Here is a 23,969-nt window from a genome sequence, read left to right on the forward strand (position 1 = left end):
GCCGACGCGCCTATGTTGCGGGCGAGATCGGAGGCCTGGTGCTGTACGTTGTAGTGTTCGCGATGATCGCCGCCTTTCTGGCGCTGCGTCTGTACGGGGTGCTGGGCAAGCGCACCGGGCACGAGCAGCAGCCGCTGCCGCGCACGGCCGAGGATCGTCCGGCGGTGGCTGCCGCCCCGCGCACGATCGAGGCGACGGCGGAGCCGCGCGCGCTGCCCACCCGCAACATCGAGCCTGCGGCCGAGGCCGGCTTGCGCGCGATCGTCGCGGGGGAGCCCGGCTTTGACGTGGCGCAGTTCCTCGCCGGCTCGCAGTCCGCTTATCGGATGATCCTGGAAGCGTTCTGGAAGGGTGACGAGGCGACGTTGCGCGACCTGGTCGAGGCGCCGGTGCTCGCCGCCTTCGCCGACGCGATCGCCGCGCGCGCCGAGGCGGGCGAGACGCTGGATAACCGTCTGGTCCGCATCGAGCGCGCGGTAATTTCCGACGCGACGTTGGAAGGCCGCGAGGCGCGCATCACCGTGCGCTTCGACGCCGACATCGCCGCCGTGACCCGCGGCGCCGAGGGGCAGGTCGTCGCCGGCTCGCTCACCGACGCGGTGGAGACGCACGACGCCTGGACGTTCGTGCGGACGCTGAAGAGCGCCGACCCGAACTGGAAGCTCGCCGACACCGACGAGGCGTGAGCGGCGTGCGCAGCAGGGCAGGGCGCCTTACCGGAACCATCGCACTGGCGCTCGCGCTAGCCGCCTGTGGCGGTCGCATCGTGCCGCCCGGCACGGTCGCCGATACGGCGGAGCCGGTACGCCCGTCCTCCCGCCCGCCGGCGCGTCCTGTGCATTACCTCGCCCGGCCCGATCAGCCGCAGAACGTGCGCCCATCGGACGGCCGCATCGTCGCGGCGACGCCGATCGCGGCGCAAACCGTCTACCCGGTCGCCGGGGCGACGACGGCCGCCACGGCCGGGCTGGTCGCCGGGCCGCCGATCGCCTCGCTGCCGATCACGCCTGCGCAGGCGGAGGCGGCGCGGATCGCCTTCGCGCGCTCCTGTCCGGGGCTTATGCGGCGGACGGACACGTCGGGCCTGACGCGCGGCGCCGACTGGCGGCCCGCCTGTGCCGCGGCCAGCGCCGGCAGCGACGCGCGTGCCTTCTTCGCGCAGTATCTGGAGGCGGTGCAGGTCGGCGACGGCCGCGCCTTCGCGACCGGCTATTACGAGCCGGAGATCCGCGGCTCGCTGGAGCGGCGCCCCGGCTACGAGGTGCCCGTCTACGGCCGCCCGACCGACCTGATCGACGTCGATCTCGGCCGCTTCTCCGACGATCTCAAGGGCAAGAAGGTGCGCGGCCGCGTCGATGGCAGCAACCTCGTTCCCTATTTCGACCGCACGCAGATCGAGGAGGGCGCGCTCGCCCGCACCGCGCCGGTCATCGCCTGGGCGGCGGACCCGGTGGAGATGTTCTTTCTCCAGATCCAGGGCTCCGGCCGGCTGCGGCTGCCCGACGGCGGCGGGGTGCTGCGCATCGGCTACGACACGCAGAACGGCCGCGCCTATACCGGCATCGGCAGCCTGATGCGTCAGCGGGGCCTGCTCGCACCCGGACAGGCGTCGATGCAGGGCATCGTCGCCTGGCTGCGTGCCAACCCGGACCAGGGGCGCGCGCTGATGCGCGAGAACAAGAGCTTCGTCTTCTTCCGTGAGTTGGACGGCCCGCCGCAGGGCGCGATGGGCTACGCCGTCACGGGCCAGGTCAGCGCCGCCGCCGATCCCAAGTTCGTGCCGCTCGGCGCGCCCGTCTTCCTGTCGCTCGACCGGGCCGACGCCAGCGGGCTGTGGGTGGCGCAGGACACCGGCGGCGCGATCAAGGGCGCCAACCGTTTCGACACCTTCTGGGGCGCTGGCCCGAACGCGGAGCTGACCGCGGGCGGCATGTCCGGGCGCGGCACGGCGTTCCTGCTGCTGCCGGCGGGCACGCTCGCGCGGCTCAACCCGGGCGCGGGCCTTGCGCCGCCTCAACCCTGACGAGGCGGCGGCCTGGGGCCGGGTGATGGCCTCCGTCCGCCCGCTGAAAGCCGCCATCGTCCCCGTCTCGCTCCCTCAGCGCGAGCAGGAAGTACCACGTCCGGCACGACTGGGCGGGACGGGTGAGGGCGATTTCCGCGATGGTCCCAGCGACCGGGCGACCTTCGCCGCGATGCTTTTCCCGCAGCGCGTCCGCACGCCTCCCATCATTCGCACCCCGATCGCCGCACCGAAGCAGAAACCCGACCGCCAACCGCAGAACACGCTCGACGGATCGTGGGACAAGAAGCTCGGCCGCGGCATGGTGCTGCCCGACAGCAGCATCGACCTGCACGGCCACACGCTCGCCTCCGCGCACGCGCTGCTCGACCAGGGGCTCGACCGCGCGGTCCGGCGCGGCGACCGCGTGCTGCTGCTCGTCACCGGCAAGCCGCCCCGGCCGGAGAGCGAGCGCCCGCACGCGCGCGGCGCGATCCGTGCGGCGGTGGCCGACTGGCTCGCCGCCTCCCGCTTCGCCGACTCGATCGCCGCCGTGCGCGGCGCCCATCCGCGCCACGGCGGTCACGGCGCGCTCTACATCGTGCTCCGCCGTCCGCGTGGCCTACCCTGATCCGTTCGTGCTGATCGACGTGCAGCACAGGTAAGACTCATGCCCTTCGACGTCGCTCAGGGCGAACGATAATCCTGGGGCCGCGCCTTTCTCGTGTTCCGGGTCACCGCAGAAAACCGGATCGCTGCCGGAACGAACGGCGGCACGGCGCGTCCCGCCTTTGATGCCTTCTTCCCCGCGCCTCGCCCGCATCGCCGGCTGGATCGGCGGCATCCTGCTGGTCTTGTTGTTGGCACTCGGCTTCTTCCCCTGGGGCATGCTCCGCACCACGATCGAGGCGCGCGCGGGTGAGCGGTTCGGTCGCCCGGTGACGATCGGCGCGATGGAGCGCGTCGACCTGTTCGGCTTCACCCCCACCGTCGCGATCCGCGACGTGCGCGTGCCGCAGGCCGCCTGGGCGGGGCAGGGCGACCTCGCGCGCGTCCGCGCGGTCACCGTCACCTTCCCCGTCTGGCCGCTCCTCATCGGCGCCTTCCGCCCGTGCGACGTCGTCGCCGACGGCGTCCGCCTCGCCCTGGTCCGCGACGCGCGCGGTCGCACCAACTGGAGCAAGGGCGAGGAACAGGGCGGCGGCGGTCGCCCCTCGCTGTCCGGGCTGACGATCCGCGACGCGATCGTCTCCTACGCCGATGCCAAGCAGGACCGGCAGGTCACTTTGCGCCTCGCCGCCGATCCCGTCCGCGGGCTGCGCGGGACGGGGGAGGGGGCCGTGCGCGGCGCCCCCGTGCGCGTCTCGCTCGCCGGCGCGGCGATCGGCGATGGCGCCTGGCCGTTCCGGGCGCGGATCGACGGCGACGCGCTCGCCATGCGCGCCAGCGGCACCATGGACCGCGCGCTCGACACCGGCGCGATGACGCTCGACGTCACCGCCCGCGCCGCCGACCTGAGATATATCGACGCGGTGATCGAGGCGGGGCTGTTCGCCACCCGCCCCGCCGCGATGCGCGCGCACGTCCGCCACGACGACCGCCGCTGGACGATCACCGACCTCAAGGGAACGATCGGTCGCTCCGACCTCGCCGGCCGCCTCACCGTCGACCAGGTCGACGGCCGCAACAAGATCGACGGCGCGCTGGAATCGCGCCGCTTCGCCTTCGACGACCTGTCCTCGGCAAGAGGCCGCGCCGAGGGGCGTGCGCTGGAGGCGCGGATCGGCCCGCGTCTCGTCCCCAACACGCGCATCGACATCGGCGGGATCGACTCCACCGACGGTCGCCTCGCCTTTCGCGTCCACTCGATCATCGGCGAGGGGTCGGAAACCGTGATCGACATGCGCGGCGTGATGGTGATGGATCACCAACTGCTGACCCTCGCGCCGTTGCGCATGCGGATCGCGCAGGGCGTGGTCACCGGGCGCGCCGTGATCGACCAGCGCGGTGACCGCGCGGTGCCGACGCTCACGCTCGACCTCGCCCTCGCCGACGGACGGGTCGCGACCTTCGCCGGTGGCGGCCAGATCACCGGCCGCATCGCGGCGCGCGCCCGGCTGCGGGGGGATGGCGACACCATCCGCGCCGCCGTCGGCCGGTCGAGCGGCTCGCTCGGCTTCGTCGCGCGCGACGGATCGCTGCCTGCGCGCTACGCCGCCGCGCTGGGGTTTGACGCGGGGCGGGCGCTGCTCGCCGATGCGGGCGATCGCGCGGGCCTGCGCTGCCTGGTCGCGCGGCTCGACATGCGGGGCGGCACCGGCCGCGGCGACCCGGTGATCGTCGACACCGCGATCAGCCAGCTGACCGGCAGCGGCACCGTGACCTTCCCCGACGAACGGCTCGCCTTCACCCTGCGCGGCGCGCCCAAGCGCGAGGTGATCCTGCGCATCCCCGGCTCGGTGCGGGTCGGCGGCACGCTCCAGCAGCCCACGCTCACCGTGCCGCCGCAGGTCAAGTCGATCGGCAACATCTTCAAGGCAATCGGCAACCGGATCAGCGGCAACAGCGGCCCCGTCGCCACCGACGCCAACTGCGCGGCACTGGCGGCGAGGGCGCTGCGCTAAAGCATCCACGTCGTGGCGACGTATGACGTTGCGATACCGCAGCTTCTCTCCGCCTCCCCGGCGAAGGCCGGGGCCCAGCTGGGTAACGGATCGAATTACTTGCAAACCTCACCCCTCTGGCCCCCGGCCTTCGGGGAAGACGAGCGGAGTTTCGCGACCACCCCCTTCGCAGGAGCCTACGCCACCTCGTCCCTCAGCGGCCGCGCCAGCAGGTCGCCGATCACCGCCTCCACCTCCGCGCCGTCGAGCAGCCGGCACACCGCCTCGGTCACCGGCATGTCGACCCCCGCCTCCACCGCCGCCTGCGCCAGCACGGGCGCGGTGAACGCCCCTTCCGCCACCGTGCGCCGGTCGGCGAGCAGCGCCGAAGCCGCCCGTCCCTGGCCGAGCCCGACCCCCAGCGAGAAATTGCGGCTGCTGGTCGAGGAACAAGTCAGCACCAGGTCGCCCAGTCCCGACAGTCCCGCCAGCGTCTCCGCCCGCGCGCCGCGCGCCAGGCCGAAGCGCGTCATCTCCGCGAAACCGCGCGCGATCAGCGCCGCCCGCGCGTTCTGGCCCAGGCCCGCGCCCTCGACCACGCCGCAGCCGATCGCCAGCACGTTCTTGACCGCGCCGCCGATCTCCGCGCCGATCACGTCGCTGGACGCGTAAGGACGGAAATGCGGGCTGGCGAGCCGCTCCGCCAGCCTCGCGCGCAACCCCGCATCCTCGCAGGCCAGCGTCACCGCGGTCGGCAATCCCTGCGCCACCTCGTGCGCGAAGGTCGGCCCCGACAGCACCGCCACGGCCGCATCCGGGTGCGCTGCCCGCGCGACCTCGCCGACCAGCCGACGGCTGCCCGCCTCGATCCCCTTGGCGCACAACACCAGCGGCCGCCCGCGCACCGGCGTCTCGGCCAGCACCGCGCCGACGTGCTGCGCCGGCGCCACCACCAGGAACGCGTCGACCGCGTCCAGCTCGCCCAGCTCCCCCGTCGCGCGGATCGACGGCGACAGGGCGACGCCGCCCAGGAACGACCGGTTGACGTGCTCGTCGGTGATCGACGCGACCACCTCCGCCTCGCGCGCCCACAACAGCACCTCGCGCCCGCCATGCGCCGCTACCTGCGCCAGGGCGGTGCCCCAGGCGCCACCGCCGATCACGCCGATTCTCATGCCTTCACCCCCGCGCCCCTGACCGGCGCCGCGCCGGGATCGAGCGGCCAGCGCGGCCGTGCCGCCACGTCCAGCGGATCGACCAGCCCGGCCGCGAACCGTTCCGCTCCCGCCCAGGCGATCATCGCCGCATTGTCGGTGCACAGCCACAGCGGCGGCGCGACGAAGCGGCGCCCATGCGCGGCGGCGAGGTCGCTCAGCGCGCCCCGCACCGCCGCGTTCGCCGCGACGCCGCCGGCGACCACCAGCGTCGACGCCTGCGGTGCCGCCGCCAGCGCGCGGGCGGTGCGGTCCAGCAGGCAGTCGACCACCGCCGCCTGGAACGACGCAGCCAGATCCTCGGACGAATGCTCGCCCACCGCGCGCGCCACCGCGCTTTTCAGCCCGGCAAAGGAGAAATGCGGCTCGGCCGCGCCCTTCAGCGGGCGGGGCAGGGGCACCGCGTGCGGGTTCCCCAGCGCCGCCGCCCGCTCCACCGCGGGGCCGCCGGGAAAGCCGAGCCCCAGCAGCTTGGCCGTCTTGTCGAACGCCTCGCCCGCCGCGTCGTCGATCGTCGTCGCCAGCCGGCGGTACGCGCCCACTCCCTCGACTAGCAACAACTGGCAATGCCCGCCCGACACCAGCAGCAGCAGGTAAGGGAAGTCGAGGTCCGGATCGGACAGCCGTGGGCTCAGCGCGTGTCCCTCCAGATGGTTGACCGCGACCAGCGGCTTGTTCGCGGCGTGGGCCAGCGCCTTGCCCGTGACCAGTCCCACCATCACGCCGCCGATCAGCCCCGGTCCGGCGGTGGCGGCGACCGCGTCGACGTCGGCCAGCGTCAGCCCGGCATCGGCGAACACCGCCTCGATCAGCGGCGGCAGCGCCTCGACATGCGCGCGCGCGGCGATCTCCGGCACCACGCCGCCGTACGGCGCGTGCGCCGCCTCCTGCCCGGCGAGCCGGTGCGCGAGCACGCGTCGGTCACCGGTTACCAGCGCGGCGGCAGTTTCGTCGCAGGATGATTCCAGCCCCAGGATCAGCATGGCCCCGCTCTACGCGAAACGTGCCGCCTTGGGTATGCCGCCCGCGCGGTGCTCCTGCGGGCGCAGCGACACGGGTCTTTCCACTGTCCTACCAGCCGCCGATCGGCTTATACTCGGTACGGATAATACGCTCGCTCTTTCTCATTATCGCTCATTCGGAAACGGTCGACCCGAACTGTTTTCGTCCAGGGGTCAATCGAGTCAAGCAAGTGTGACGCTGCGCGCGATCACGTCGGCGTAGATGTCGGCCAGCGCGCGCAGGTCGTCCACCGCCACCGCCTCGTCGACCTGGTGCATCGTCGCGTTGAGCAGCCCGAACTCCACCGTCGGGCACAGTCGCGACAGGAAGCGCGCGTCGGAGGTGCCGCCGGTCGTCGACAGTTCCGGCACCAGCCCCACCCTGGCCTCGATCGCGGCGGAGACGACGTCCGACAGCGGCCCCGGCTCGGTCAGGAACGCCTCGCCCGATACGCGGGCGGTCACCGTGCCGCCATGCGCCGCCGCGAGCGCGCCGATCCGCTCGACCAGCGCGTCGCCGCGCTGCTCGTCGTTGAAGCGGATCGACAGCCGCGCCCGCGCCGATGCCGGGATGACGTTGGTCGCGGGATTGCCGACATGGAGGTCGGTCACCTCGATGTTCGACGGCTGGAACCAGCGATTGCGCCGGTCGAGCACCACCGCGTCGATCTCGGCCAGCAGCCGCACCAGTCGCGGCACCGGATTGTCGGCGAGGTGCGGGTAGGCGACGTGCCCCTGCCGCCCGGCCACCTCGATCCAGATGTTGACCGACCCGCGCCGCCCGATCTTGATCGTGTCCCCCAGCGTCCGTGCCGACGTCGGCTCGCCGACCAGGCACCAGTCGGGCCTGATCCCCCGCGCGGCCATGCGCTCGATCAGCGCCACCGTGCCGAACGTCGCCGGTCCCTCCTCGTCGCCGGTGACGACCAAGCTCAGCGTGCCCCCGCGCTGCCGGTCCGCCGCCGCGACGAAGGCGGCGACCGCGCCCTTCATGTCCACCGCGCCGCGTCCGTAGAGCAGCCCGCCGCGCACCTCGCCCGACCAGGGCGACCCGGTCCAGCCTTCGCCCGCCGGCACCACGTCGACATGGCCGGCGAACGCCAGGTGCCGCCCGCCCTCGCCGCGCAGGGCGAGCAGGTTCTCGACCGGCCCGTCCGGCGCCTCGCCCGCGACGAAACGCTCGACCGCGAAGCCGATCGCGGCGAGCGCCTCCTCCAGCACGTCGAACACCGCCCCGCGCGCCGGCGTGACGCTCTCCGCCCGGATCAGCGCGGCGGCCAGCGCGACCGGATCGGTCATCACGACTGGGCCGGCTGCTCATATTGTTCGAGCACCCATTCCTCCTCCTGCGCGCCCGCGATCCAGTCCTGCATGAAACGATGGCCCAGCACCGCCTGCATGTACCCGGCTGCGAAACGCGCGATCGGCAGCTGGTAGGTGACGATGCGGGTGACGACCGGCGCGAACATGATGTCCGCCGCGCCGAACTCCCCGAACAGGAAGTCGCCGCCGCCACCGAACCGCGCGCGCGCCTGCGCCCACAGTTCCATGATCCGGTGCAGCTCGACCAGCACCGCGTCGCTCGGCCGCTTGCCCTCGAACACCTGGCGGATGTTCATCGGATGCTCGCGCCGGAGATTGGGGAAGGAGGAATGCATCTCCGCCGCCATCGACCGCGCCATCGCGCGCGCCGCCTCGTCCGCCGGCCAGAACCGGTCGCGGCCGACCTTGTCGGCGAGATAGTCGACGATCGCCAGGCTGTCCCACACCACCGCCTCGCCGTCCCACAGGATCGGCACCTTGCCGGACGAGGGCGCGAACTCATCGCCCTGCCGCCGCTGGTTCCAGTCGGCGTCGTACATCGGCACGACCATTTCCTCGAACGGGAGGCCCGACTGCCGCACGGCGAGCCAGCCGCGCAGGGACCAGGACGAATAGGCTTTGTTGCCGATGATGAGCTTCATGCGCGCCGACCTATCGCCTGCGTGGGCCAGCGGCAACGGTGGGATGGACAGGCGGGGCAAGCCATGGTCTGCTGCCACAAAGGGCGAAAGGGGGCAGCGATATGCGGGTCGGCGGATGGTTGGGGGGATTGTTGTTGACGACGGTCGCGGCGCCCGTCGCGGCGGAGCCCGACGATCCGTTGCAGATGACGGTCGATCCCGCCGACCGCGCGGTGATGGCGGAGGCGGCATCGGCCGTCGCCGGCAACCCGCCCGATCTGGCGCGGCTGGACGCGGTGCTCGCCAAGCTGCCGCGGCCGACGCCGCTGCGCGGCATGGTGCAGGCGGCGCGCGCGGCCGTGTTCGCCAGCAAGGACCGGGTCGGCGACGCCGTCACCGCGGTGGAGGAGGCGATGCGCCTCCTGCCCGACGATCCTCGGCCCAAGCTCCTCGCCGTGCACATCCTGACCTTCGCGGGATCGCCGCAGCGCGCCGCTGACCTGTGGATGCAGGCGAGCCGCGAGTCGCCGGAGCGCGCGCGATTGAGCCACCATTACGTCATGTCGGCACTGACCGGTCGCCTGCTCGACCTGGGCGATCGCGAGCGGGCCGAGCGGATCAACGCCCGGCTGGGCGAGATCGGTTTCGCCACCAGCCTCGCGCCCGAACGGTCCAGCGCCGCGCTCGCCCGAACGTACGGCGAGGTGCGGGCCAAGCGGGACGACCTCGCGATCCAGAGCGTCACCGCGATCGGCGATCCCGACGACCTGCTGACGCTGTACGTCGACCGCCGCTATCAGGCCCTGTGGCCGCGCATCGCGGAATGGGCGACGCCGACGCTCGACGGCCAGTCGCGCCGCTATCTGGAGGAGCTGCGCGCGGACTGGACGGCGGCCGACGATTTCGACACGGCGACGGCCTACGCTCGCCAACTAGCGAGCCTCGGTGCCTATCCGGCGGTCGTGTCGCTGTTCCTGCCGATGTTTGACCGGATCGTGCCCGGCGAGTACCGGGAGGGCACCGAGTTCCTGACGCCGGTGGTCGCGCGTTCGCTGGTCAAGGTGGGTCGGCCGGCCGATGCGCGTGCGCTGCTCGACAAGGTGGCCGCGGCGATGCCGACGAACAATGGCGGAAGCGACCTGAACATCCTCGCCGCCCGGATGATGCTCGACGCCAACCAGCTCGGCTGGGCAGCGACGCTCAGCCGGGCCGACGCCTTTCTGGCCCGGGCGAAGCAGCTGGGCTCCAGCATCAACAGCTCGGCGACGTTGCAGGTCCGCGCGATGCGCGCCTGTGCGCTGGCCGGGCTGGGTCGTGCCGGCGAGGCGCAGGAGGATACCGCCGGGGTGCTGATCGCGGAGGCGGTGATGCCCGGGCCGGCGATGCAGCTCCACCTCTGCCACCGCGACGCCGCCATGGGCCGAGCATTGATCGTCCGCCGCCTGGCAGACGAACGCACCCGCGACTGGGCGATGCGCTTCGTTCAACCGATCAAGCCCGACGCCTTTACTCCCTATGAGAAGCTGACGGAGCCGGTCGCGGAGGCAATACGATCCGCCCCTGACGTGCGCGCCGCGGTGGAAAAGGTCGGGCGCATCCTGCCGCAGCCGGTATTGGAGTCGCTCCCCGACAGCTTCGACCCGTTCCGATCACGTCCGACCGCCGAGCCGCTCGACGACAGTGCGATCTGAGAGCGGGGCGGGGCGGCCCTCAGGCCGCCACCGCCTCCAGCACCGCGGCGCGCAGTTCCGCGATGCCCATGCCGCCTTCCGACGAGGTGGCGATGATCTCCGGATGCGCGGCGGGGCGTTTGCGGGCCTCGTCGGCGGTGGCCTGGCGAACGGCGGCGAGGTCGGTCGCCTTGACCTTATCCGCCTTGGTCAGGACCAGGCGGTAACTCACCGCCGCCTTGTCGAGCATGCCCAGGATGTCGCGGTCGACGTCCTTGATGCCGTGGCGCGAATCGATCAGCACCAGCGCACGCTTCAGCACGTCGCGGCCGCGCAGATAGTCGTTTACCAGGAAACGCCACTGCCGCACCACGTCCTTGGGCGCCTTGGCGAAGCCGTAGCCCGGCATGTCGACCAGCCGGAAGGCGAGGGGGTCGCCCACGTCGAAGAAGTTAAGCTCCTGCGTCCGCCCCGGCGTGTTGGAGGTGCGGGCAAGGCCGTTGCGGTTGGTCAGCGCGTTGAGCAGCGACGATTTGCCCACGTTGGAACGGCCGGCGAACGCCACTTCCGGTACGTCCGGCGGCGGCAGGTGCTCCAGCTTCGGCGCGGATTTCAGGAACGCGACCGGGCCGGCGAAGGTCTTCCGCGCGGCCTCGATCTCCTCGTCGGTGAAGCTCATGCCGCCGGCTGCTGCAGGCCCGGGTGGCGCGCGTAGAGCAGCCGCTGCTGCAGGATCGACACGCAATTGGTGGTGATCCAGTAGACTTGCAGGCCGACCGCGAACGGCGCCATCACGAACATCAGCACCCAGGGCATGAACTTGAAGATCTGCGCCTGCGTCTCGTCCATCACCTGCGGATTGAGCTTGAACTGGAAGTACATCGACACGCCGAGCAGCACCGGCACCACGCCGATCGCCAGGAAATGCGGCAGCGTGACGGGGATGTAGCCGAACAGGTTCAGGATCGTCGCGGGATCGGGCGCGGACAGGTCCTTGATCCACAGGATGAACGGCTGGTGCCGCATCTCGATCGTCAGCATCAGCACCTTGTAGAGGGCGTAGAAGATCGGGATCTGAATTAGCGTCGGCAGGCAGCCGGCGAGCGGGTTGACCTTCTCCGCCTTGTACAGCGCCATCACCTCCTGCTGCATCCGGACCTTGTCGTCCTTGTACCGCTCCTGGAGCGCTTTCATCTTCGGTTGTACCGCGCGCATCGCGGCCATGGAGGCGAACTGGCGCTGCGCGATCGGGAACATCACGAGCCGGATCGTCAGCGTCAGCAGAATGATCGCCACGCCGAAATTGCCGACCATGCGGAACAGCCAGTCGAGATAATAGAAGATCGGCTTCTCGACGATCCGGAACCAGCCCCAGTCGATCGCATAGTCGAGCTGGGCGACGTTCTCCCGGTCGGTGTAGCGGTCGAGCAGCCGCACTTCCTTGGCACCCGCGAAGAAGCGCGAGGTCTGGGTCAGCGCCTGGCCCGGCTGTACCACGCGCGGCTGCACGGTGAAGTCGGCCTGATATCCCTTGCTCGGCGTCGACCGGAACTGCCCCTCGAAGGTCGCCGACTGGTCGGGGACGAGCGAGGTTAGCCAGTATTTGTCGGCGAACCCCAGCCAGCCGCCCTTGGTCGTGAAGCGCTCGGGCCCGGTGTCGAGATCCTCGAAGTTAGGGCCGTAATGCGCCGCGCCGTTGTTGACCGACATGGGGCCGGTATGGATCGTCCAGCTGTCCGGGTCCTTGGACACGCCGGCACGATTGACGAAGCCGTAGGGCGCGACCGGAACGGCCCGGTCACCGGCATTGAGCACCGTCTGGCGCACGGTGAACATGTAGCCGTCGTCGACCGACAGCTGGATGCGGAAGCGCTGGCCATTCGCGCCCGTCGCATCGAGCGTAACCGGCCGTCCCGGCGCCAGCACGGGCGACGAGGCGGACCACACCGTGCCTGCCGGCGGCGTCGCCAGCCCGTCCGCGCGCCAGCCGAAGCCGGCGAAATAGGCGTCCGGCGCTCCCGCGGGGGAGAGCAGGCGGATCGGCGCCGAGTCCTTAGCGACCGTTTCCTTGTAGTCGACCAGCACCAGATCGTCGATGCGGGGGCCGCGCAGGTTGATCGAGCCGCGCATCGTCGGCGTCTCGATCCGCACGCGCGGCGTCTCCGCCAACACGACCTGGCGGTCGCGGATCGCGGCGGGCGTGTCGGCGGTGGGATCGGCGCCGGGCTTGGGCAGCGGCACCTGCTTGCCATCGACGATCTTGGTCGCGGGCGGGTTGGCGGTGGGGAAGAAGCGGTTCTGGACCAGCGGCCAGCCGAACAGGATCAGCGCCGCGATCACCGCGAACAGCACGAAATTCTGGCGGTCGTTGTTCAAGTCACTTGCCCCAATCTGTCAGGGTACCGGGTCCGGCCCGCAGCCGCCCCAGGGATGGCAGCGCGCGATGCGCCTCGCCGCCAGCCAGCCCCCCTTCACCGCGCCATAGCGGGCAAGCGCGGTGATTGCATAGGCCGAACAGGACGGCTGGAAGCGGCAGGAGGGCGGCAGGATCAGCGACGGGCCCAGTTGCCACCCGCGCGCGACGAGGATGAGCAGGCGCGCGATCACCGTTTCGGCTTGCCGCGTGGCGGCCGCGATGCGCCTTCGGGATTGCGCCCGATCTTGGCAAGCGCCTTGGTCAGTTCGGCACGGAGAAGCCCGTAGTCGCGCTCGACGCCGCCATCGCGGCCGATCAGCACGTGGTCGGCGCCGGCATGGCCGGCGGTCGGCAACAGTTCGCGCGCCAGGGCACGCAGCCGCCGCTTCATGCGGTTGCGGACGACCGCGTTGCCGATCTTCTTGGTAACGGTGAAGCCGACCCGCATGGCGGGATCGGCATCGCGCCGGTCGCGGACCAGCAGCACGAAGCCCGGCATGGGCTGTCGCCGGCCCGCGTTCGCCGCCAGGAAATCCTTGCGGCGGGTGAGCGTCGCGACCGCGACGCCCGGCAGGTCGGTCAGGCCGACAGCTTCTTGCGGCCGCGCGCCCGGCGTGCGCGGATCACCGCCCGGCCGCCCACCGTCGCCATCCGCGAGCGAAAGCCGTGCCGGCGCGCGCGGACCAGATTGCTCGGCTGGAAGGTGCGCTTCATCGTTCATTCCTCAGGTAATTCGTTCAAACGGAAAAGGGCCGCCACGACGGGCGACCTTGCTGGGAGCGCATAAGCGCAATTCCGCCGCCAAGTCAACGCGGGCCAGGGTCAACGCGGTAGGGCCGCTCGCGCGCGACGTCGCAGCGCGCTGCCGCGGCGCATCAGCCGATCCGCCAACGCCCCCGCGCGCGGCCAGCGCCGCTTGGCGCGCACGAACCGCCGCCGGGCCCATGCCGAATTGCGCAGCACCAGCACCAGCCCGGCGACGAACATGACCGTCGCGCCGGGGCCGGGCAGCGGCGCCGTCAGCGGCGCCAGCAGGATCAGCAGGGTGCCCGCCGACAGCTGGCCCAGGCGCATGGCGGGATGGCGGACGGGGCGGGGCATGACGGCGATATGGTCAATATGGTCGTTGTTGCGAAGAGCCGTTCGATTGACTCGGGGATCGACCGCCCCGACGGTCGCGCGCGTGAACGGGGGCAGGGCATGACGGCGATCGTCCGGACGGTGGCGTATCTGGGGTTGGAGGCGCGCGCGGTCGAGGTGCAGGTGCAGCTGATCCCCGGGCTGCCCGCCTTCAACGTGGTCGGTCTGGGCGACAAGGCGGTGGGCGAGAGCCGCGAGCGGGTGCGCGGCGCGATCGCGGCGCTCGGCCTGGCGCTGCCGCCCAAGCGGATCGCGGTGAACCTGTCTCCCGCCGACCTGCCCAAGGAGGGATCGCATTTCGACTTGCCGATCGCGCTCGCGTTGCTCGGCGCGATGGCGATCGTCGACGTGGAAACGCTCGCCGACTACGTCGTGGTGGGCGAGCTCGGTCTGGACGCGCGCATCGCGCCGTCGCCGGGTGTGTTGCTGGCGGCGTTGCACGCCAGCGGGGAGGGGCTGGGGCTCGTCTGCCCCGCGGCGCAAGGGTCCGAGGCGGCCTGGGCCGGATCGGTCGAGGTCGTCGCCGCGCCCGACCTGCTCGCCCTGGTCAACCACTTCAAGGGGCATGGCCTGTTGCCCGCACCCGCCGCGGGCGAGGTGGAGGAGGCGGGGCACGGCCCCGACCTCGTTCAGGTGAAGGGCCAGGAAACCGCCAAGCGCGCGCTGGAGATCGCCGCCGCCGGCGGTCACAATCTGCTGATGTGCGGGCCTCCGGGCGCCGGCAAGTCGCTGATGGCGGCGTGCCTGCCGGGCATCCTGCCGCCGCTCGACCCTGCCGAGGCGCTGGAGGTGTCGATGGTCCAGTCGGTGGCCGGCACGCTCACCGGCGGCCGGCTGACACGGACGCGTCCGTTCCGCCATCCGCACCACAGCGCCTCGATGGCGGCGCTGACCGGCGGTGGGCTGAAGGTGAAGCCGGGCGAGGTCAGCCTGGCGCATCTCGGCGTGCTGTTCCTCGACGAACTGCCCGAGTTCGGCGGCACGGTGCTCGATTCGCTGCGCCAGCCGCTGGAAACGGGCACGGTCAGCGTCGCCCGCGCCAACGCGCACGTGACCTTTCCGGCGCGCGTCAAGCCTGCAACGCACGTAAACTGAAAAGGAGCGGTCGGAAATCGCAGAAAACTGTGGCTATCTGACGAAGATGCGAGCGATCGTCTGCGCCGCGTTCGGTAGCGATAGCGTTTCAGGATACATGACGAAGCCGACCGCGAAGATCACCAGGGCTACGCCATAGAACGTGTTCCTAATGCACGCTGCGACGTCGATCTTGATGTCGCTGCGCTCGATGACGCGTTCCACCGGCGTGAGTTTCCCCGCCGCCCGCTTGGCCGGAATTACCTCCTGTTGAGGCTTCGGGGCGGGGGCGGATGCCACGCGATCTACGAGCCGTGGGTTTCCTGCGCCTGGATCACGTAGGCGGCAGGGACATCACGGGCGAGCTTCTCGACCAGACGGTCGAACTTGAAAACGCGGCGACCTTCTTCGGTAATGTCGCGCGAAAGAAGGCCGGCATTCTCCAATTTCTGCGTAGCGCGCTGAACGGTGCGCTTATCCACGCCCATGCGCTTCGCGATCGTGGTGGAGCGTGGATAGACCGCTCGTGCTGGGTCCCACCAATGCGCGAGGAGGTTGATCAGCACGAGCATGTCAGTGGGCGTCAGGTCGTATTTGGACTGTAGCCTGAGCAGCGCGACTGGCACGGCAACAAAGCCAGAGCCCTGCGTCACCGCGCCCTGCCACTTTTCTTTGATGGTGATGGGCGTCGCCTCGTCAGGCGAAGGCGCGGGTGCATCGGAGGCAGGTGTGTCGAGCAGAGCTTCCATGTGGGGTCAGTTAGGTGTTAGATAACAGAATGTGAAGGGATCTATTCCATAGGGTGACACTGGTGACGCGATTTTTTTACGCGAAGCGGGTTAAACGTGGGGGTTGGGCGCTGCGAAGAGCCGCTTCTTGTCTCTCTTCCCCGCGTCAAGCCTGCAATGCACGTAAACTGAAGGGCAGGGCGCGAAAGTCGCACTTTTACGTGCGTTCTGCAGCTTTTGGGCGCAAAAGCGGACGTTCCGCTTACGCCCAATTGCGGACGTTTGGACGACGGGGGGGGGTGACCGCGTCCTATGGGCCGATTAGGTGAGAAGGCTAGTGGCGGTCGGAAGTCGATCAGCCCGAAGGAGAGCCCGCATGCTTTTTCACACCATGGTCGGCTCGAACGACATTGAACGGTCGAAGCGCTTCTACGACACGGTGCTCGCCACTTTGGGGGCAGGCGAAGGGACGCGGAACATCGCCGACAGCGGCCATACGCGGCTGATCTATAATAATGGCAACGGAACCAACTTCATCGTCAGCCAGCCGATTAACGACGAACCGGCAAGCGTCGCCAACGGCAGCACCGTCGCCTTTTCGTGCAACTCGCCTGAACAAGTGAAGCAGCTTCATGATACCGCAGTCGCCAACGGCGGCACCTCGATCGAAGCCCCGCCCGGCCCGCGTCATACGGCATCGCTGGGGACAGTCGAACTCGCCTATTTTCGCGATCCAGACGGCAACAAACTATGCGGAATTCATTTTCCTGCATGATCTGTCCGATGCGGGTTCGCTTTTGACCCTAGCGGACCCGGATTTTGCGATCGCGCCAGTGTCCGCTTCCCACCACAACCGGACGTTCGCGCGCTGCCGCGCCGCTCCCAAGAGCGGCTATTCAGGGCGGCTCATGGTTAACCCGGCATTGGTCCAGCTGGTCGCGGCGATGAACCCGTGCCGCTGCGGGCATCTCGGCGATCCCGGCCTCGCCTGCGCCCGCGCGCCGCGCTGCGCGGCGGACTATCAGGCCAAGGTGTCGGGGCCGCTACTCGACCGCATCGACCTCCACGTCGACGTCGCCGCGGTCACCGCCGCCGACCTGGTGCTGCCGCCGCCCGCCGAGGGATCGGCCGAGGTCGCCGCCCGCGTTGCGGCCGCCCGCGCCGTGCAGGCGGAGCGCTACCGCGACCACCCCGTGCGCACCAACGCGGAAGCGGACGGCCCCCTGCTCGACGCCGTCGCCACCCCGGACGAGCAGGGCCGCCGCCTGCTCGCCCAGGCCGCGGAGGCGATGCGGCTGACCGCGCGGGGCTATACCCGCATCCTGCGCGTCGCCCGGACGATCGCCGACCTGGCCGGCAGCGACGCGGCGACGCGCCTCCACGTCGCCGAGGCGCTCAGCTATCGCCGTCAGCCACCGCGCAACTGACGGCGACGGCTTGCGCGACGCCGCTCACCCGGCTAGCCGTGCCCACCGCTGCCCCTGTGGCGAAATGGTAGACGCGACCGACTCAAAATCGGTTGCCGCGAGGCGTGCTGGTTCGAGTCCGGCCAGGGGCACCACCGATCAACCCGGAGCGACGCCGTTCGAGGGGCATCCGCCGACACGACCGATCCCGTCGTGTCGGCGGATGCCGCCGATGGATTGCGCCGCAGCAGGATCGGCGTCCGTCACCTACGCCGCTACCAACTCGAAGCTTCCGGTGACGCCATCGCTCTCGCCCGAGGGCGCGATCCAAAGCTGGAAACGGCCGGGCTCGACCACCGGCCTGTTGTCGACGCCGATGAACGACAGGTCGCCGCGACGCAGGGTGAAGCTCACCACCCGCCGCGCGCCGGGTGCGAGGCGAACCTTCTCGAACCCGCGCAGCTGCCGGATCGGCCGCGTGACACTGGCCACCACGTCGCGGACGTAGAGCTGGACCACCTCCTCGCAGGCGCGCCGGCCGCGGTTGGTCACCGTCGCGCGCACGGTGAGGGCGCCGTCCCAGGCCATGGTGCCGCTGCCGAGGTCGAGGTCGGCATAGGCGACGTCACCGTAGGTCAGCCCGTGGCCGAAGGCGAAGCGCGCCGCGTTGGGCGCCTCGCGCCAGCGTGCCTTGTAGGGCTGGAGCGGTCCCGGCCCGTTCGGCCGCCCGGTCGCCTTGTGATCGTAGTGATACGGCTCCTGCCCGCTGGCATAGGGGAAGCTGACCGGCAGCCGCGCCGACGGGCTCTCGCGGCCGAACAGCACGTCGGCGATCGCGTGGCCGGTCTCGCTGCCCAGGAACCAGGTCGCGAGGATCGCCGGCGCCTCCAGCACTGCGCCGGTCAGCGCGAGCGCGCGGCCGTGTTTCAGGACGACGACGACCGGCTTGCCCGTCGCCGCCACCGCTTCGGCCAGGGCCTGCTGCGGTGGCGGCACGACGATGTCGAGCCGCGACTGCGCCTCGCCCGACATGACCTGACTCTCGCCGATCGCGAGCACCACCAGGTCGGCGGCGCGGGCCGCGGCCACCGCCGCCTCGATGCCGCCGGCGATCGGCTCCTCGATCCCCGATCCGGCCGCGACGGTGACGGTCGCGTTCGCGCCCATCGCCGCGCGCACCCCGGTCGCCAGGTCGATCGCCTCCTCGTCGGTGCCGTAGACATTCCACGGGCCGATCAGGTCGTGCTTGCCTGCCGCGAACGGCCCGATCAGCGCGATCCGCTTGCCCGAGCGCGGCAGCGGCAGCAGCCCGCCGTCATTCTTCAGCATCACGATCGACTTGACCCCCGCCTCGCGGGCGAGCGCGCGGTGGCCGGGGGTGAGGACGCGCGTCTTCATGCGCCGGGCATCGATGCGGCGGAACGGATCGTCGAACAGCCCCAGGCTGGCCTTGAGCTGGAGGACGCGCGTCACCGCCTCGTCGACACGGGCGATCGGCACCTCGCCCGCCGCGACCAGCGCGGGCAGATGGTCGCGGTAGAGGCCGCTCTGCATGCTCATGTCGACGCCGGCGAGGAAGGCCAGCCGCGCCGCATCGCGCGCATCCCTGGCATAGCCCGCGTCGACCATCTCCAGGTCGCCGGTATAATCGGAGACGACGAGCCCTCTCCAGTGCCACTCGTCGCGCAGCACCTGTTGCAGCAGGAAGCGGTTGGCGGTCGCCGGAATGCCGGCGATCTCGTTGAACGAGGCCATGGTCGTCGCCGCGCCGGCGTCGAACGCCGCCTTGAACGGGGCGAGATACACTTCGCGCAGCGTCCGCTCCGAGAGGTCGACGCTGTTGTAGTCGAGCCCGGACTCGGCCGCGCCATAGGCGGCGAAATGCTTGGGGCAGCTCATTACCGCGTCGTCGGCGGTCAGGCCGCGCGTGCCCTGAAAGCCGCGGACGCGCGCCGCGCCCATGATCTCGCCGAGCAGCACGTCCTCGCCCGAACTCTCCACCGTGCGGCCCCAGCGGCTGTCGCGAGCGACGTCCACCATCGGCGCGAAGGTCCAGTCGATGCCGGCCGCCGTCGCCTCCACCGCCGCCGCGCGCGCGGTGCGCCGCGCCAGATCAGGCTCGAAGCTCGCCGCCTCGCCCAGCGGCACGGGGAAGATCGTGCGAAAGCCGTGGATCACGTCGGCGGCGAAGATCAGCGGCACTTTGAGGCGCGATTCCCGCACGGCGGCGGTCTGCATCTGCCGCGCCATCTCGACCCCGTTGCCGTTGAACACGCCCGTCAGCCGGCCGGCGCGCACGTCGGCGAGTTGCGCGGCGAAGCCATCGCTCGGGCGGGTCGGGTTGAGCGCGTCGGCGGCGTTGCCGCCCCAGGCGGCGGCCATGATCGACAGCTGTCCCGCCTTCTCCGCGATCGTCATCCGTGCGAGCGCGTCGCGTGCCGCGGCGGGCAGGGGAGTGCCCGCCACCGCCTGCAACGCCGCGCGTAGCGGCGTCGCCGCCCAGGCGCTACCCAGCGCCGCGGCCGCGATCACCGACCGCCGTGTAACCCGTGCCTCGCGCATGCCGTCTCCTCTGCCCCTGGCTCTAGCACAGGCCGCGACAACGGCCATCGCACGCCTGCTTGTAACCGGTTCCACTCTGCTGTAAACGGTTACAAAGAACAAGGGCGCCGCTGGATCGGCGACGTCCGAGAGGGAGGACGGGCGGTGGCCCAGGCCACGATCAGGGACGTCGCACGCGAGGCCGCGGTATCGGTCGCGTCCGTGTCGCGCGTGCTGTCGGGCGGTGCCAACGTCCGTCCCGCTCTCCGTCACCGGGTCGTAGAGGCGATCGCTCGGCTCGGCTATGTTCCCCATGCGGGCGCGCGGATGCTCAGCCGTGCGGCACGTACCGATACGATCGGCGTGATCCTGCCCGACATGCACGGGGAGTTCTTCTCCGAGCTGTTGCGCGGCATGGACGTGGAGGCGTCCGGGCGCGGGCTGCAACTGCTGCTGTCGACGATGCATGCCGACGCGAACCGCGGCGGCGTCGCCCTGCGATCGATGCGCGGGCGGGTCGACGGCGTGGTGGTGATGGCGCCGCAGATCGACCCGGACATCCTCTTCTCGCACCTGCCGCCGGGGGTGAGCGCCGTGCTGGTCAACTGCGCGCCGCATCACGAGCCGCGCGCCGAACTGCGCGTCGACAACGAGGCGGGGGCAGGAGAGATGACGCGCCACCTGCTGGCCCTCGGCCGCCGCCGCATCGTCCACGTCGCCGGGCCGGCCGGCAACGTCGACGCCGACGGGCGCGTGCGCGGCTACGAGGCGGCGATGGCGGCGGCGGGGCTGCCGACGCGCGTCCTGCCCGGCAACTTCCGCGAGGAGGCGGGGGCCGCCGCCGTCGCCACGCTGCTCCACGACATCGACCAGGTGGACGCGATCTTCGCCGCCAACGACCAGATGGCGATCGGCGCGCTGATCGCGCTGCGCGACGCCGGTGTCGACGTGCCGCGCCAGATCGCAATCGGCGGTTTCGACGACGTGCCGCTCGCGCGCCTCGTCTCCCCCGGCATCACCACGATGAGCGCCGACGCCTATGCGCTCGGCCGCCGCGCCGTGGAGCGGGTCGGCGGCCTCATCGCCGAGGCGCCGGACGCCGGGCTGGAGTGGCGGCGGCCGCTGCTGGTCGTCCGCGGCTCCACCGTCTCGCATCAGGAAAGCCCGAAGAACGGGCTCGAACAAGGGGAACGATCATGACCAGGACCATGGCCTTGCGCCTGTTACTCGGCAGCGCCGCGCTCGGCGCGACCGTCATCGCCGTCGCGCCCGTCGCGGCGCAGACCAGCGTCGGCAGCATCCGCGGCCAGGTGACCGACGCCGCCGGCGTACCCGCCGCCGCGGCCAGCGTCGTCGCGGTCAATGCCGCGATCGGTCAGACGCTGCGCGCTACCGCCGACGAGCGCGGCAACTACGCGCTGAACGGCCTGCGTCCCGGCACCTACGAGATCACCGTTACCGGCGCGAACGGCGGCACGTTCCGCCAGCGGGTGATCGTGTCGATTGGCCAGTCGGCGACGCTCGACGCGCGCCTCACGACCGCGCCCGCCGTCCCGGCCGCGGGTGAGGCGCCCGCCGCCGGTGACACCGCCGACACGCCGGAGGCGGGCGAGATCGTCGTCACCGGATCGCGCCTGGTGGAGACGCGCACCAGCGAGGTCGCGACCAACGTCAGCCAGGCGCAGATCCGCACGCTGCCCCAGACCGACCGCAACTTCCTTGCCTTCGCGGCGCTCGCGCCCGGCGTGCAATATGTCGACAGCGAGACCAACCGCGGCATCCAGTCGGGCGCCTCGACGCGCGCTGGCGTCAACGTCTTCATCGACGGCGTCAGCCTGAAGAACCAGGTGCTGGAAGGCGGCGTCGCCGGCCAGCAGGACAGCCGCGGCAATCCCTTCGGCCAGCTGGCGGTGGGCGAGTTCCGCGTGCTGACCCAGAATTTTAAGGCCGAATACGAGCAGGCGGGCGCCGCGATCGTCACCGCGATCACTAAGTCGGGCACCAACGAGTTCCACGGCGAGGCGTTCGCTCAGTACACCGACCGCAGCCTCACGGCGAAGTCGATCTTCGACAAGCGCGACGGCAATCCGGAGCCCGAGTTCGAGCGCCGGCAATACGGCTTCTCGCTCGGCGGCCCGATCATTCGCGACCGGCTGTTCTTCTTCGGCGCCTATGAAGGCAACGACCAGAACCGCGCCTTTACCGTCCGGGTCGGCAATCGCACGCCCGAGAACCTCGCCCGCTTCGGCCGGTTCGAGGGACAGTTCGTCAGCCCGTTCCGCCAGGACTTCTACTTCGGCAAGCTGACCTTCACGCCCGACGACAACCAGGTGTTCGACCTGAGCTATTCCAAGCGCAAGGAAACCGACATCCAGGGCTTCGGTGGCCAGACCGCGTTCGAGGCGGCGGAGAACAAGCGCAACAACGTCGACAGCTATCTGGGCAAATGGACCTATACGGGCGGTGACTTCGTCAACGAGCTGAACCTCTCCTACGTCAATTCCGACTTCAACCCGGCGGCGCTCAACCCCGACCTGCCAAGCCAGTTCTTTGACGGCGTCATCACCTTCGGCGGCAAGGACTCGACGCGCCAGTACGTGCAGGAGGTGTGGACCGGCCGCGAGGATCTGACCTATTCGGGCCTGGACGGTCACGTCATCAAGGGCGGCGTGCGTATGGGCGTGGTCGATTTCACCATCAACCGCACCGACGCGCCCGCCGGCCGCTACATCTACCGCCAGAACAACAACAACACGCCCAACGTCATCGCCGACGACGTCGATTTCACCTTCCCCTCGGAAGTGCGGCTCGGCCTCGGCAACCCGCGCGTGTTCGCCTCCGACACCCAGATCGGTGCCTATATCCAGGACGATTGGGACGTGACCGAGACGGTGCAGCTCAACCTGGGCCTGCGCTGGGATTACGAGACCAACCCGTTCAACAACGGCTACGTGACCAGCGACCGGGCCGCGGCGGCACTGCGCGCGCTGCCCAAAACCTATTACTTCGATCCCGAGGACTACATCACCAACGGCAACGATCGCCAGCCATTCTGGAAGGCGTTCCAGCCGCGCGTCGGCTTCTCCTGGGACATCAAGGATGACCAGTCGACCGTCATCTTCGGCGGTGCGGGCCGCTACTACGACCGCAACGTCTTCAACCAGAGCTTGGACGAAGTCTTCCGCAACCAGTATCAGGCAGGCGTCTTCTACTTCTCGCGCGATGGAGACCGGCGCAATCCGTCCACCGACGCGAGCGGCAATGCCATTCCCGGCACCGGGCTGCCGACTGTGGTGTTCAACAGCAGCTACCTCGATCCTGCCAACCTCGCCGCACTACGTCAGAACGCGGTGACGGGCCTGCCCGAGCTGTTCGCGAACAAGAACGACGCCAAGCTGCCGCGCACCGACCAGTTCTCGGTCGGCGTGCGCCAGCGGATCGGCGTCTTCCAGGCGTCGCTGACCGGATCGTACATCCGCGGCAAGAACGGCTACACCTATCTGTTCGCGACGCGCTCCAACAACGGCCTGGGCGGCTGCTGCAACACCGCGCCGCTCCAGCCGTTCGGCTTCGCCAACGCGCTGATCGGTTATGACGGGCTCGATACGCGCTACAAGGCACTCTACTTCACGCTCGACAAGAACTACAGTGAGGCGTCGGGCTGGGGCTTCAACCTCAACTACACCTTCTCCAAGGGTGAGCAGAACGGTGGCGACCTGTTCAGCCTGGATGGTATCACGCCCGACGATTACGGCTGGCGTCCGCGCGCCGGCGACGAGCGTCATCGCGTCGTCGTGTCGGGCATCGCCGACCTGCCACTCGGCTTCCAGTTCTCGACCCTGTCCACCTTCGGGAGCGGTCAAGCATATCAGGTGTTCGATGCCAGCGATCCGACTCGCGGCCGGGTGACATCGCGCTACGCCCGCAAGACCTGCATCAAGGGTGTGTTCGCCTTCTGCGAAGTCAATCTGACGCTGCAGAACAGGCAGCGGTTATTCGGTGAGAACGAGGTGACCTTCGCGGTCGACTTCTTCAACGTGTTCAACAACAAGAACTACACGGGCTTCGACGGATTCTTCAACAATCAGGTCAACCCGGCCACGGGGCAGGCCTTTGACGAGTTGCAGGCGGCCGACCTGACCAGCGCCACGGGTCTCCTCACTCTGCCGCGACGCTTCCAGTTCCGCGTCGGTTACCGCTTCTAGGAGGTTGTCCGGACGGCGTGTCGGTG

Annotated in this window: 21 protein-coding genes, 1 tRNA gene and 2 pseudogenes; 11 read left to right on the forward strand and 13 right to left on the reverse strand. The window is 70.3% G+C overall.

Annotated elements, in window-relative coordinates; genetic code table 11:
• The first annotated feature begins 38 nt into the window (after positions 1-38).
• From BM145_RS04175 to BM145_RS04190, 4 genes are all read left to right on the forward strand, one after another.
• Complete coding sequence (locus BM145_RS04175) at positions 39-686, forward strand: Tim44/TimA family putative adaptor protein (protein WP_143090095.1); 648 nt, start codon at positions 39-41, stop codon at positions 684-686.
• Positions 683-2,023: a murein transglycosylase A gene (gene mltA, locus BM145_RS04180; protein ID WP_093331620.1), complete on the forward strand. Its 1,341-nt coding sequence runs from the start codon at positions 683-685 to the stop codon at positions 2,021-2,023. Before BM145_RS04175 ends, mltA begins: the two co-directional genes overlap by 4 nt.
• Positions 2,024-2,048: 25 nt before the next feature.
• Positions 2,049-2,633, forward strand: a complete 585-nt coding sequence (locus BM145_RS04185) for a Smr/MutS family protein (protein ID WP_093331816.1) — start codon at positions 2,049-2,051, stop codon at positions 2,631-2,633.
• A 163-nt stretch (positions 2,634-2,796) separates the two neighbouring features.
• Positions 2,797-4,626: an AsmA family protein gene (locus BM145_RS04190; RefSeq protein ID WP_093331621.1), complete on the forward strand. Its 1,830-nt coding sequence runs from the start codon at positions 2,797-2,799 to the stop codon at positions 4,624-4,626.
• A 176-nt stretch (positions 4,627-4,802) separates the two neighbouring features.
• On the opposite strand, the gene BM145_RS04195 is transcribed toward BM145_RS04190, so the two are convergent.
• From BM145_RS04195 to BM145_RS04210, 4 genes are all read right to left on the reverse strand, one after another.
• The gene (locus BM145_RS04195) at positions 4,803-5,780 is read right to left on the reverse strand and encodes an NAD(P)H-dependent glycerol-3-phosphate dehydrogenase (RefSeq protein WP_093331624.1); all 978 of its coding nucleotides are present in this window, start codon (positions 5,778-5,780) and stop codon (positions 4,803-4,805) included.
• A complete protein-coding gene (tsaD, locus tag BM145_RS04200; protein WP_093331626.1) occupies positions 5,777-6,802 on the reverse strand; it encodes a tRNA (adenosine(37)-N6)-threonylcarbamoyltransferase complex transferase subunit TsaD in 1,026 nt (341 codons plus the stop codon). The genes BM145_RS04195 and tsaD overlap by 4 nt, the downstream gene beginning before the upstream one ends.
• A 201-nt stretch (positions 6,803-7,003) precedes the next feature.
• The gene (gene dapE / locus BM145_RS04205; RefSeq protein WP_093331629.1) at positions 7,004-8,119 is read right to left on the reverse strand and encodes a succinyl-diaminopimelate desuccinylase; all 1,116 of its coding nucleotides are present in this window, start codon (positions 8,117-8,119) and stop codon (positions 7,004-7,006) included.
• Entirely contained in the window at positions 8,119-8,784 is a 666-nt protein-coding gene (locus BM145_RS04210; RefSeq protein ID WP_093331630.1) for a glutathione S-transferase, read from the reverse strand. Before BM145_RS04210 ends, dapE begins: the two co-directional genes overlap by 1 nt.
• 134 nt (positions 8,785-8,918) lie before the next feature.
• Here BM145_RS04210 and BM145_RS04215 point away from each other — a divergent pair, with 134 nt between their 5' ends.
• On the forward strand, positions 8,919-10,454 hold the full coding sequence (locus tag BM145_RS04215) for a hypothetical protein (protein WP_143090096.1): 1,536 nt from the start codon (positions 8,919-8,921) through the stop codon (positions 10,452-10,454).
• 19 nt (positions 10,455-10,473) lie between these two features.
• Here the strand turns inward: BM145_RS04215 and yihA are convergent, their stop codons facing one another.
• The 6 genes from yihA to BM145_RS04245 form a co-directional block, all read right to left on the reverse strand.
• Positions 10,474-11,112 (reverse strand): ribosome biogenesis GTP-binding protein YihA/YsxC, encoded by a 639-nt coding sequence (gene yihA, locus BM145_RS04220; protein ID WP_093331636.1) that lies wholly within the window; start codon positions 11,110-11,112, stop codon positions 10,474-10,476.
• A complete protein-coding gene (yidC, locus tag BM145_RS04225) occupies positions 11,109-12,809 on the reverse strand; it encodes a membrane protein insertase YidC (protein ID WP_093331639.1) in 1,701 nt (566 codons plus the stop codon). The genes yihA and yidC overlap by 4 nt, the downstream gene beginning before the upstream one ends.
• A gap of 18 nt (positions 12,810-12,827) precedes the next feature.
• Entirely contained in the window at positions 12,828-13,040 is a 213-nt protein-coding gene (gene yidD / locus BM145_RS04230; protein ID WP_218149603.1) for a membrane protein insertion efficiency factor YidD, read from the reverse strand.
• Complete coding sequence (rnpA, locus tag BM145_RS04235; protein ID WP_245739055.1) at positions 13,037-13,348, reverse strand: ribonuclease P protein component; 312 nt, start codon at positions 13,346-13,348, stop codon at positions 13,037-13,039. Before rnpA ends, yidD begins: the two co-directional genes overlap by 4 nt.
• An 80-nt stretch (positions 13,349-13,428) precedes the next feature.
• On the reverse strand, positions 13,429-13,563 hold the full coding sequence (gene rpmH, locus BM145_RS04240; RefSeq protein ID WP_017978410.1) for a 50S ribosomal protein L34: 135 nt from the start codon (positions 13,561-13,563) through the stop codon (positions 13,429-13,431).
• A gap of 108 nt (positions 13,564-13,671) precedes the next feature.
• Positions 13,672-13,950, reverse strand: a complete 279-nt coding sequence (locus BM145_RS04245; RefSeq protein WP_177200076.1) for a hypothetical protein — start codon at positions 13,948-13,950, stop codon at positions 13,672-13,674.
• A 99-nt stretch (positions 13,951-14,049) separates the two neighbouring features.
• On the opposite strand from BM145_RS04245, the pseudogene BM145_RS04250 reads away from it, so the two are divergent.
• Positions 14,050-15,081: pseudogene (locus tag BM145_RS04250) on the forward strand (YifB family Mg chelatase-like AAA ATPase); the annotation flags it as partial.
• 36 nt (positions 15,082-15,117) lie between these two features.
• Here the strand turns inward: BM145_RS04250 and BM145_RS15570 are convergent.
• Both BM145_RS15570 and BM145_RS04255 read right to left on the reverse strand, forming a co-directional pair.
• Positions 15,118-15,363: a hypothetical protein gene (locus BM145_RS15570; protein ID WP_143090097.1), complete on the reverse strand. Its 246-nt coding sequence runs from the start codon at positions 15,361-15,363 to the stop codon at positions 15,118-15,120.
• A 5-nt stretch (positions 15,364-15,368) separates the two neighbouring features.
• Positions 15,369-15,812 (reverse strand): helix-turn-helix domain-containing protein, encoded by a 444-nt coding sequence (locus tag BM145_RS04255; RefSeq protein WP_093331647.1) that lies wholly within the window; start codon positions 15,810-15,812, stop codon positions 15,369-15,371.
• A 355-nt stretch (positions 15,813-16,167) separates the two neighbouring features.
• Here BM145_RS04255 and BM145_RS04260 point away from each other — a divergent pair, with 355 nt between their 5' ends.
• The 3 genes and pseudogenes from BM145_RS04260 (at position 16,168) to BM145_RS04270 (ending at position 17,352) form a co-directional block, all read left to right on the forward strand.
• Positions 16,168-16,566 carry a VOC family protein gene (locus BM145_RS04260; protein WP_093331649.1) on the forward strand — a complete coding sequence of 133 codons (399 nt, stop codon included), beginning with the start codon at positions 16,168-16,170 and terminating at the stop codon, positions 16,564-16,566.
• A gap of 142 nt (positions 16,567-16,708) precedes the next feature.
• Positions 16,709-17,218 (forward strand): annotated as a pseudogene (locus BM145_RS04265) (magnesium chelatase subunit ChlI family protein); the annotation flags it as partial.
• Between the two features lie 50 nt (positions 17,219-17,268).
• Positions 17,269-17,352 (forward strand) — tRNA-Leu (locus tag BM145_RS04270).
• 112 nt (positions 17,353-17,464) lie between these two features.
• On the opposite strand, the gene BM145_RS04275 is transcribed toward BM145_RS04270, so the two are convergent.
• The gene (locus tag BM145_RS04275; protein ID WP_093331652.1) at positions 17,465-19,759 is read right to left on the reverse strand and encodes a glycoside hydrolase family 3 N-terminal domain-containing protein; all 2,295 of its coding nucleotides are present in this window, start codon (positions 19,757-19,759) and stop codon (positions 17,465-17,467) included.
• A gap of 144 nt (positions 19,760-19,903) precedes the next feature.
• On the opposite strand from BM145_RS04275, the gene BM145_RS04280 reads away from it, so the two are divergent.
• Both BM145_RS04280 and BM145_RS04285 read left to right on the forward strand, forming a co-directional pair.
• Complete coding sequence (locus BM145_RS04280) at positions 19,904-20,938, forward strand: LacI family DNA-binding transcriptional regulator (RefSeq protein WP_093331655.1); 1,035 nt, start codon at positions 19,904-19,906, stop codon at positions 20,936-20,938.
• A complete protein-coding gene (locus BM145_RS04285) occupies positions 20,935-23,943 on the forward strand; it encodes a TonB-dependent receptor (protein ID WP_093331658.1) in 3,009 nt (1,002 codons plus the stop codon). The genes BM145_RS04280 and BM145_RS04285 overlap by 4 nt, the downstream gene beginning before the upstream one ends.
• The last annotated feature ends 26 nt before the right edge of the window (positions 23,944-23,969 follow it).

The organism is Sphingomonas rubra, assembly GCF_900115745.1.
Lineage (GTDB): Bacteria > Pseudomonadota > Alphaproteobacteria > Sphingomonadales > Sphingomonadaceae > Sphingomonas > Sphingomonas rubra.

Excerpts from the sequence above, each read along its gene's own strand:
- rnpA (WP_245739055.1), bottom strand. The coding sequence starts at position 13,348 with ATGCCGGGCTTCGTGCTGCTGGTCCGCGACCGGCGCGATGCCGATCCC.
- tsaD (WP_093331626.1), bottom strand. The coding sequence starts at position 6,802 with ATGCTGATCCTGGGGCTGGAATCATCCTGCGACGAAACTGCCGCCGCG.
- dapE (WP_093331629.1), bottom strand. The coding sequence starts at position 8,119 with ATGACCGATCCGGTCGCGCTGGCCGCCGCGCTGATCCGGGCGGAGAGC.
- BM145_RS04245 (WP_177200076.1), bottom strand. The coding sequence starts at position 13,950 with ATGCCCCGCCCCGTCCGCCATCCCGCCATGCGCCTGGGCCAGCTGTCG.
- BM145_RS04185 (WP_093331816.1), top strand. The coding sequence starts at position 2,049 with ATGGCCTCCGTCCGCCCGCTGAAAGCCGCCATCGTCCCCGTCTCGCTC.
- BM145_RS04195 (WP_093331624.1), bottom strand. The coding sequence starts at position 5,780 with ATGAGAATCGGCGTGATCGGCGGTGGCGCCTGGGGCACCGCCCTGGCG.
- BM145_RS04210 (WP_093331630.1), bottom strand. The coding sequence starts at position 8,784 with ATGAAGCTCATCATCGGCAACAAAGCCTATTCGTCCTGGTCCCTGCGC.
- BM145_RS04285 (WP_093331658.1), top strand. The coding sequence starts at position 20,935 with ATGACCAGGACCATGGCCTTGCGCCTGTTACTCGGCAGCGCCGCGCTC.
- BM145_RS04275 (WP_093331652.1), bottom strand. The coding sequence starts at position 19,759 with ATGCGCGAGGCACGGGTTACACGGCGGTCGGTGATCGCGGCCGCGGCG.
- BM145_RS04255 (WP_093331647.1), bottom strand. The coding sequence starts at position 15,812 with ATGGAAGCTCTGCTCGACACACCTGCCTCCGATGCACCCGCGCCTTCG.
- rpmH (WP_017978410.1), bottom strand. The coding sequence starts at position 13,563 with ATGAAGCGCACCTTCCAGCCGAGCAATCTGGTCCGCGCGCGCCGGCAC.
- yihA (WP_093331636.1), bottom strand. The coding sequence starts at position 11,112 with ATGAGCTTCACCGACGAGGAGATCGAGGCCGCGCGGAAGACCTTCGCC.
- BM145_RS04190 (WP_093331621.1), top strand. The coding sequence starts at position 2,797 with ATGCCTTCTTCCCCGCGCCTCGCCCGCATCGCCGGCTGGATCGGCGGC.
- BM145_RS04260 (WP_093331649.1), top strand. The coding sequence starts at position 16,168 with ATGCTTTTTCACACCATGGTCGGCTCGAACGACATTGAACGGTCGAAG.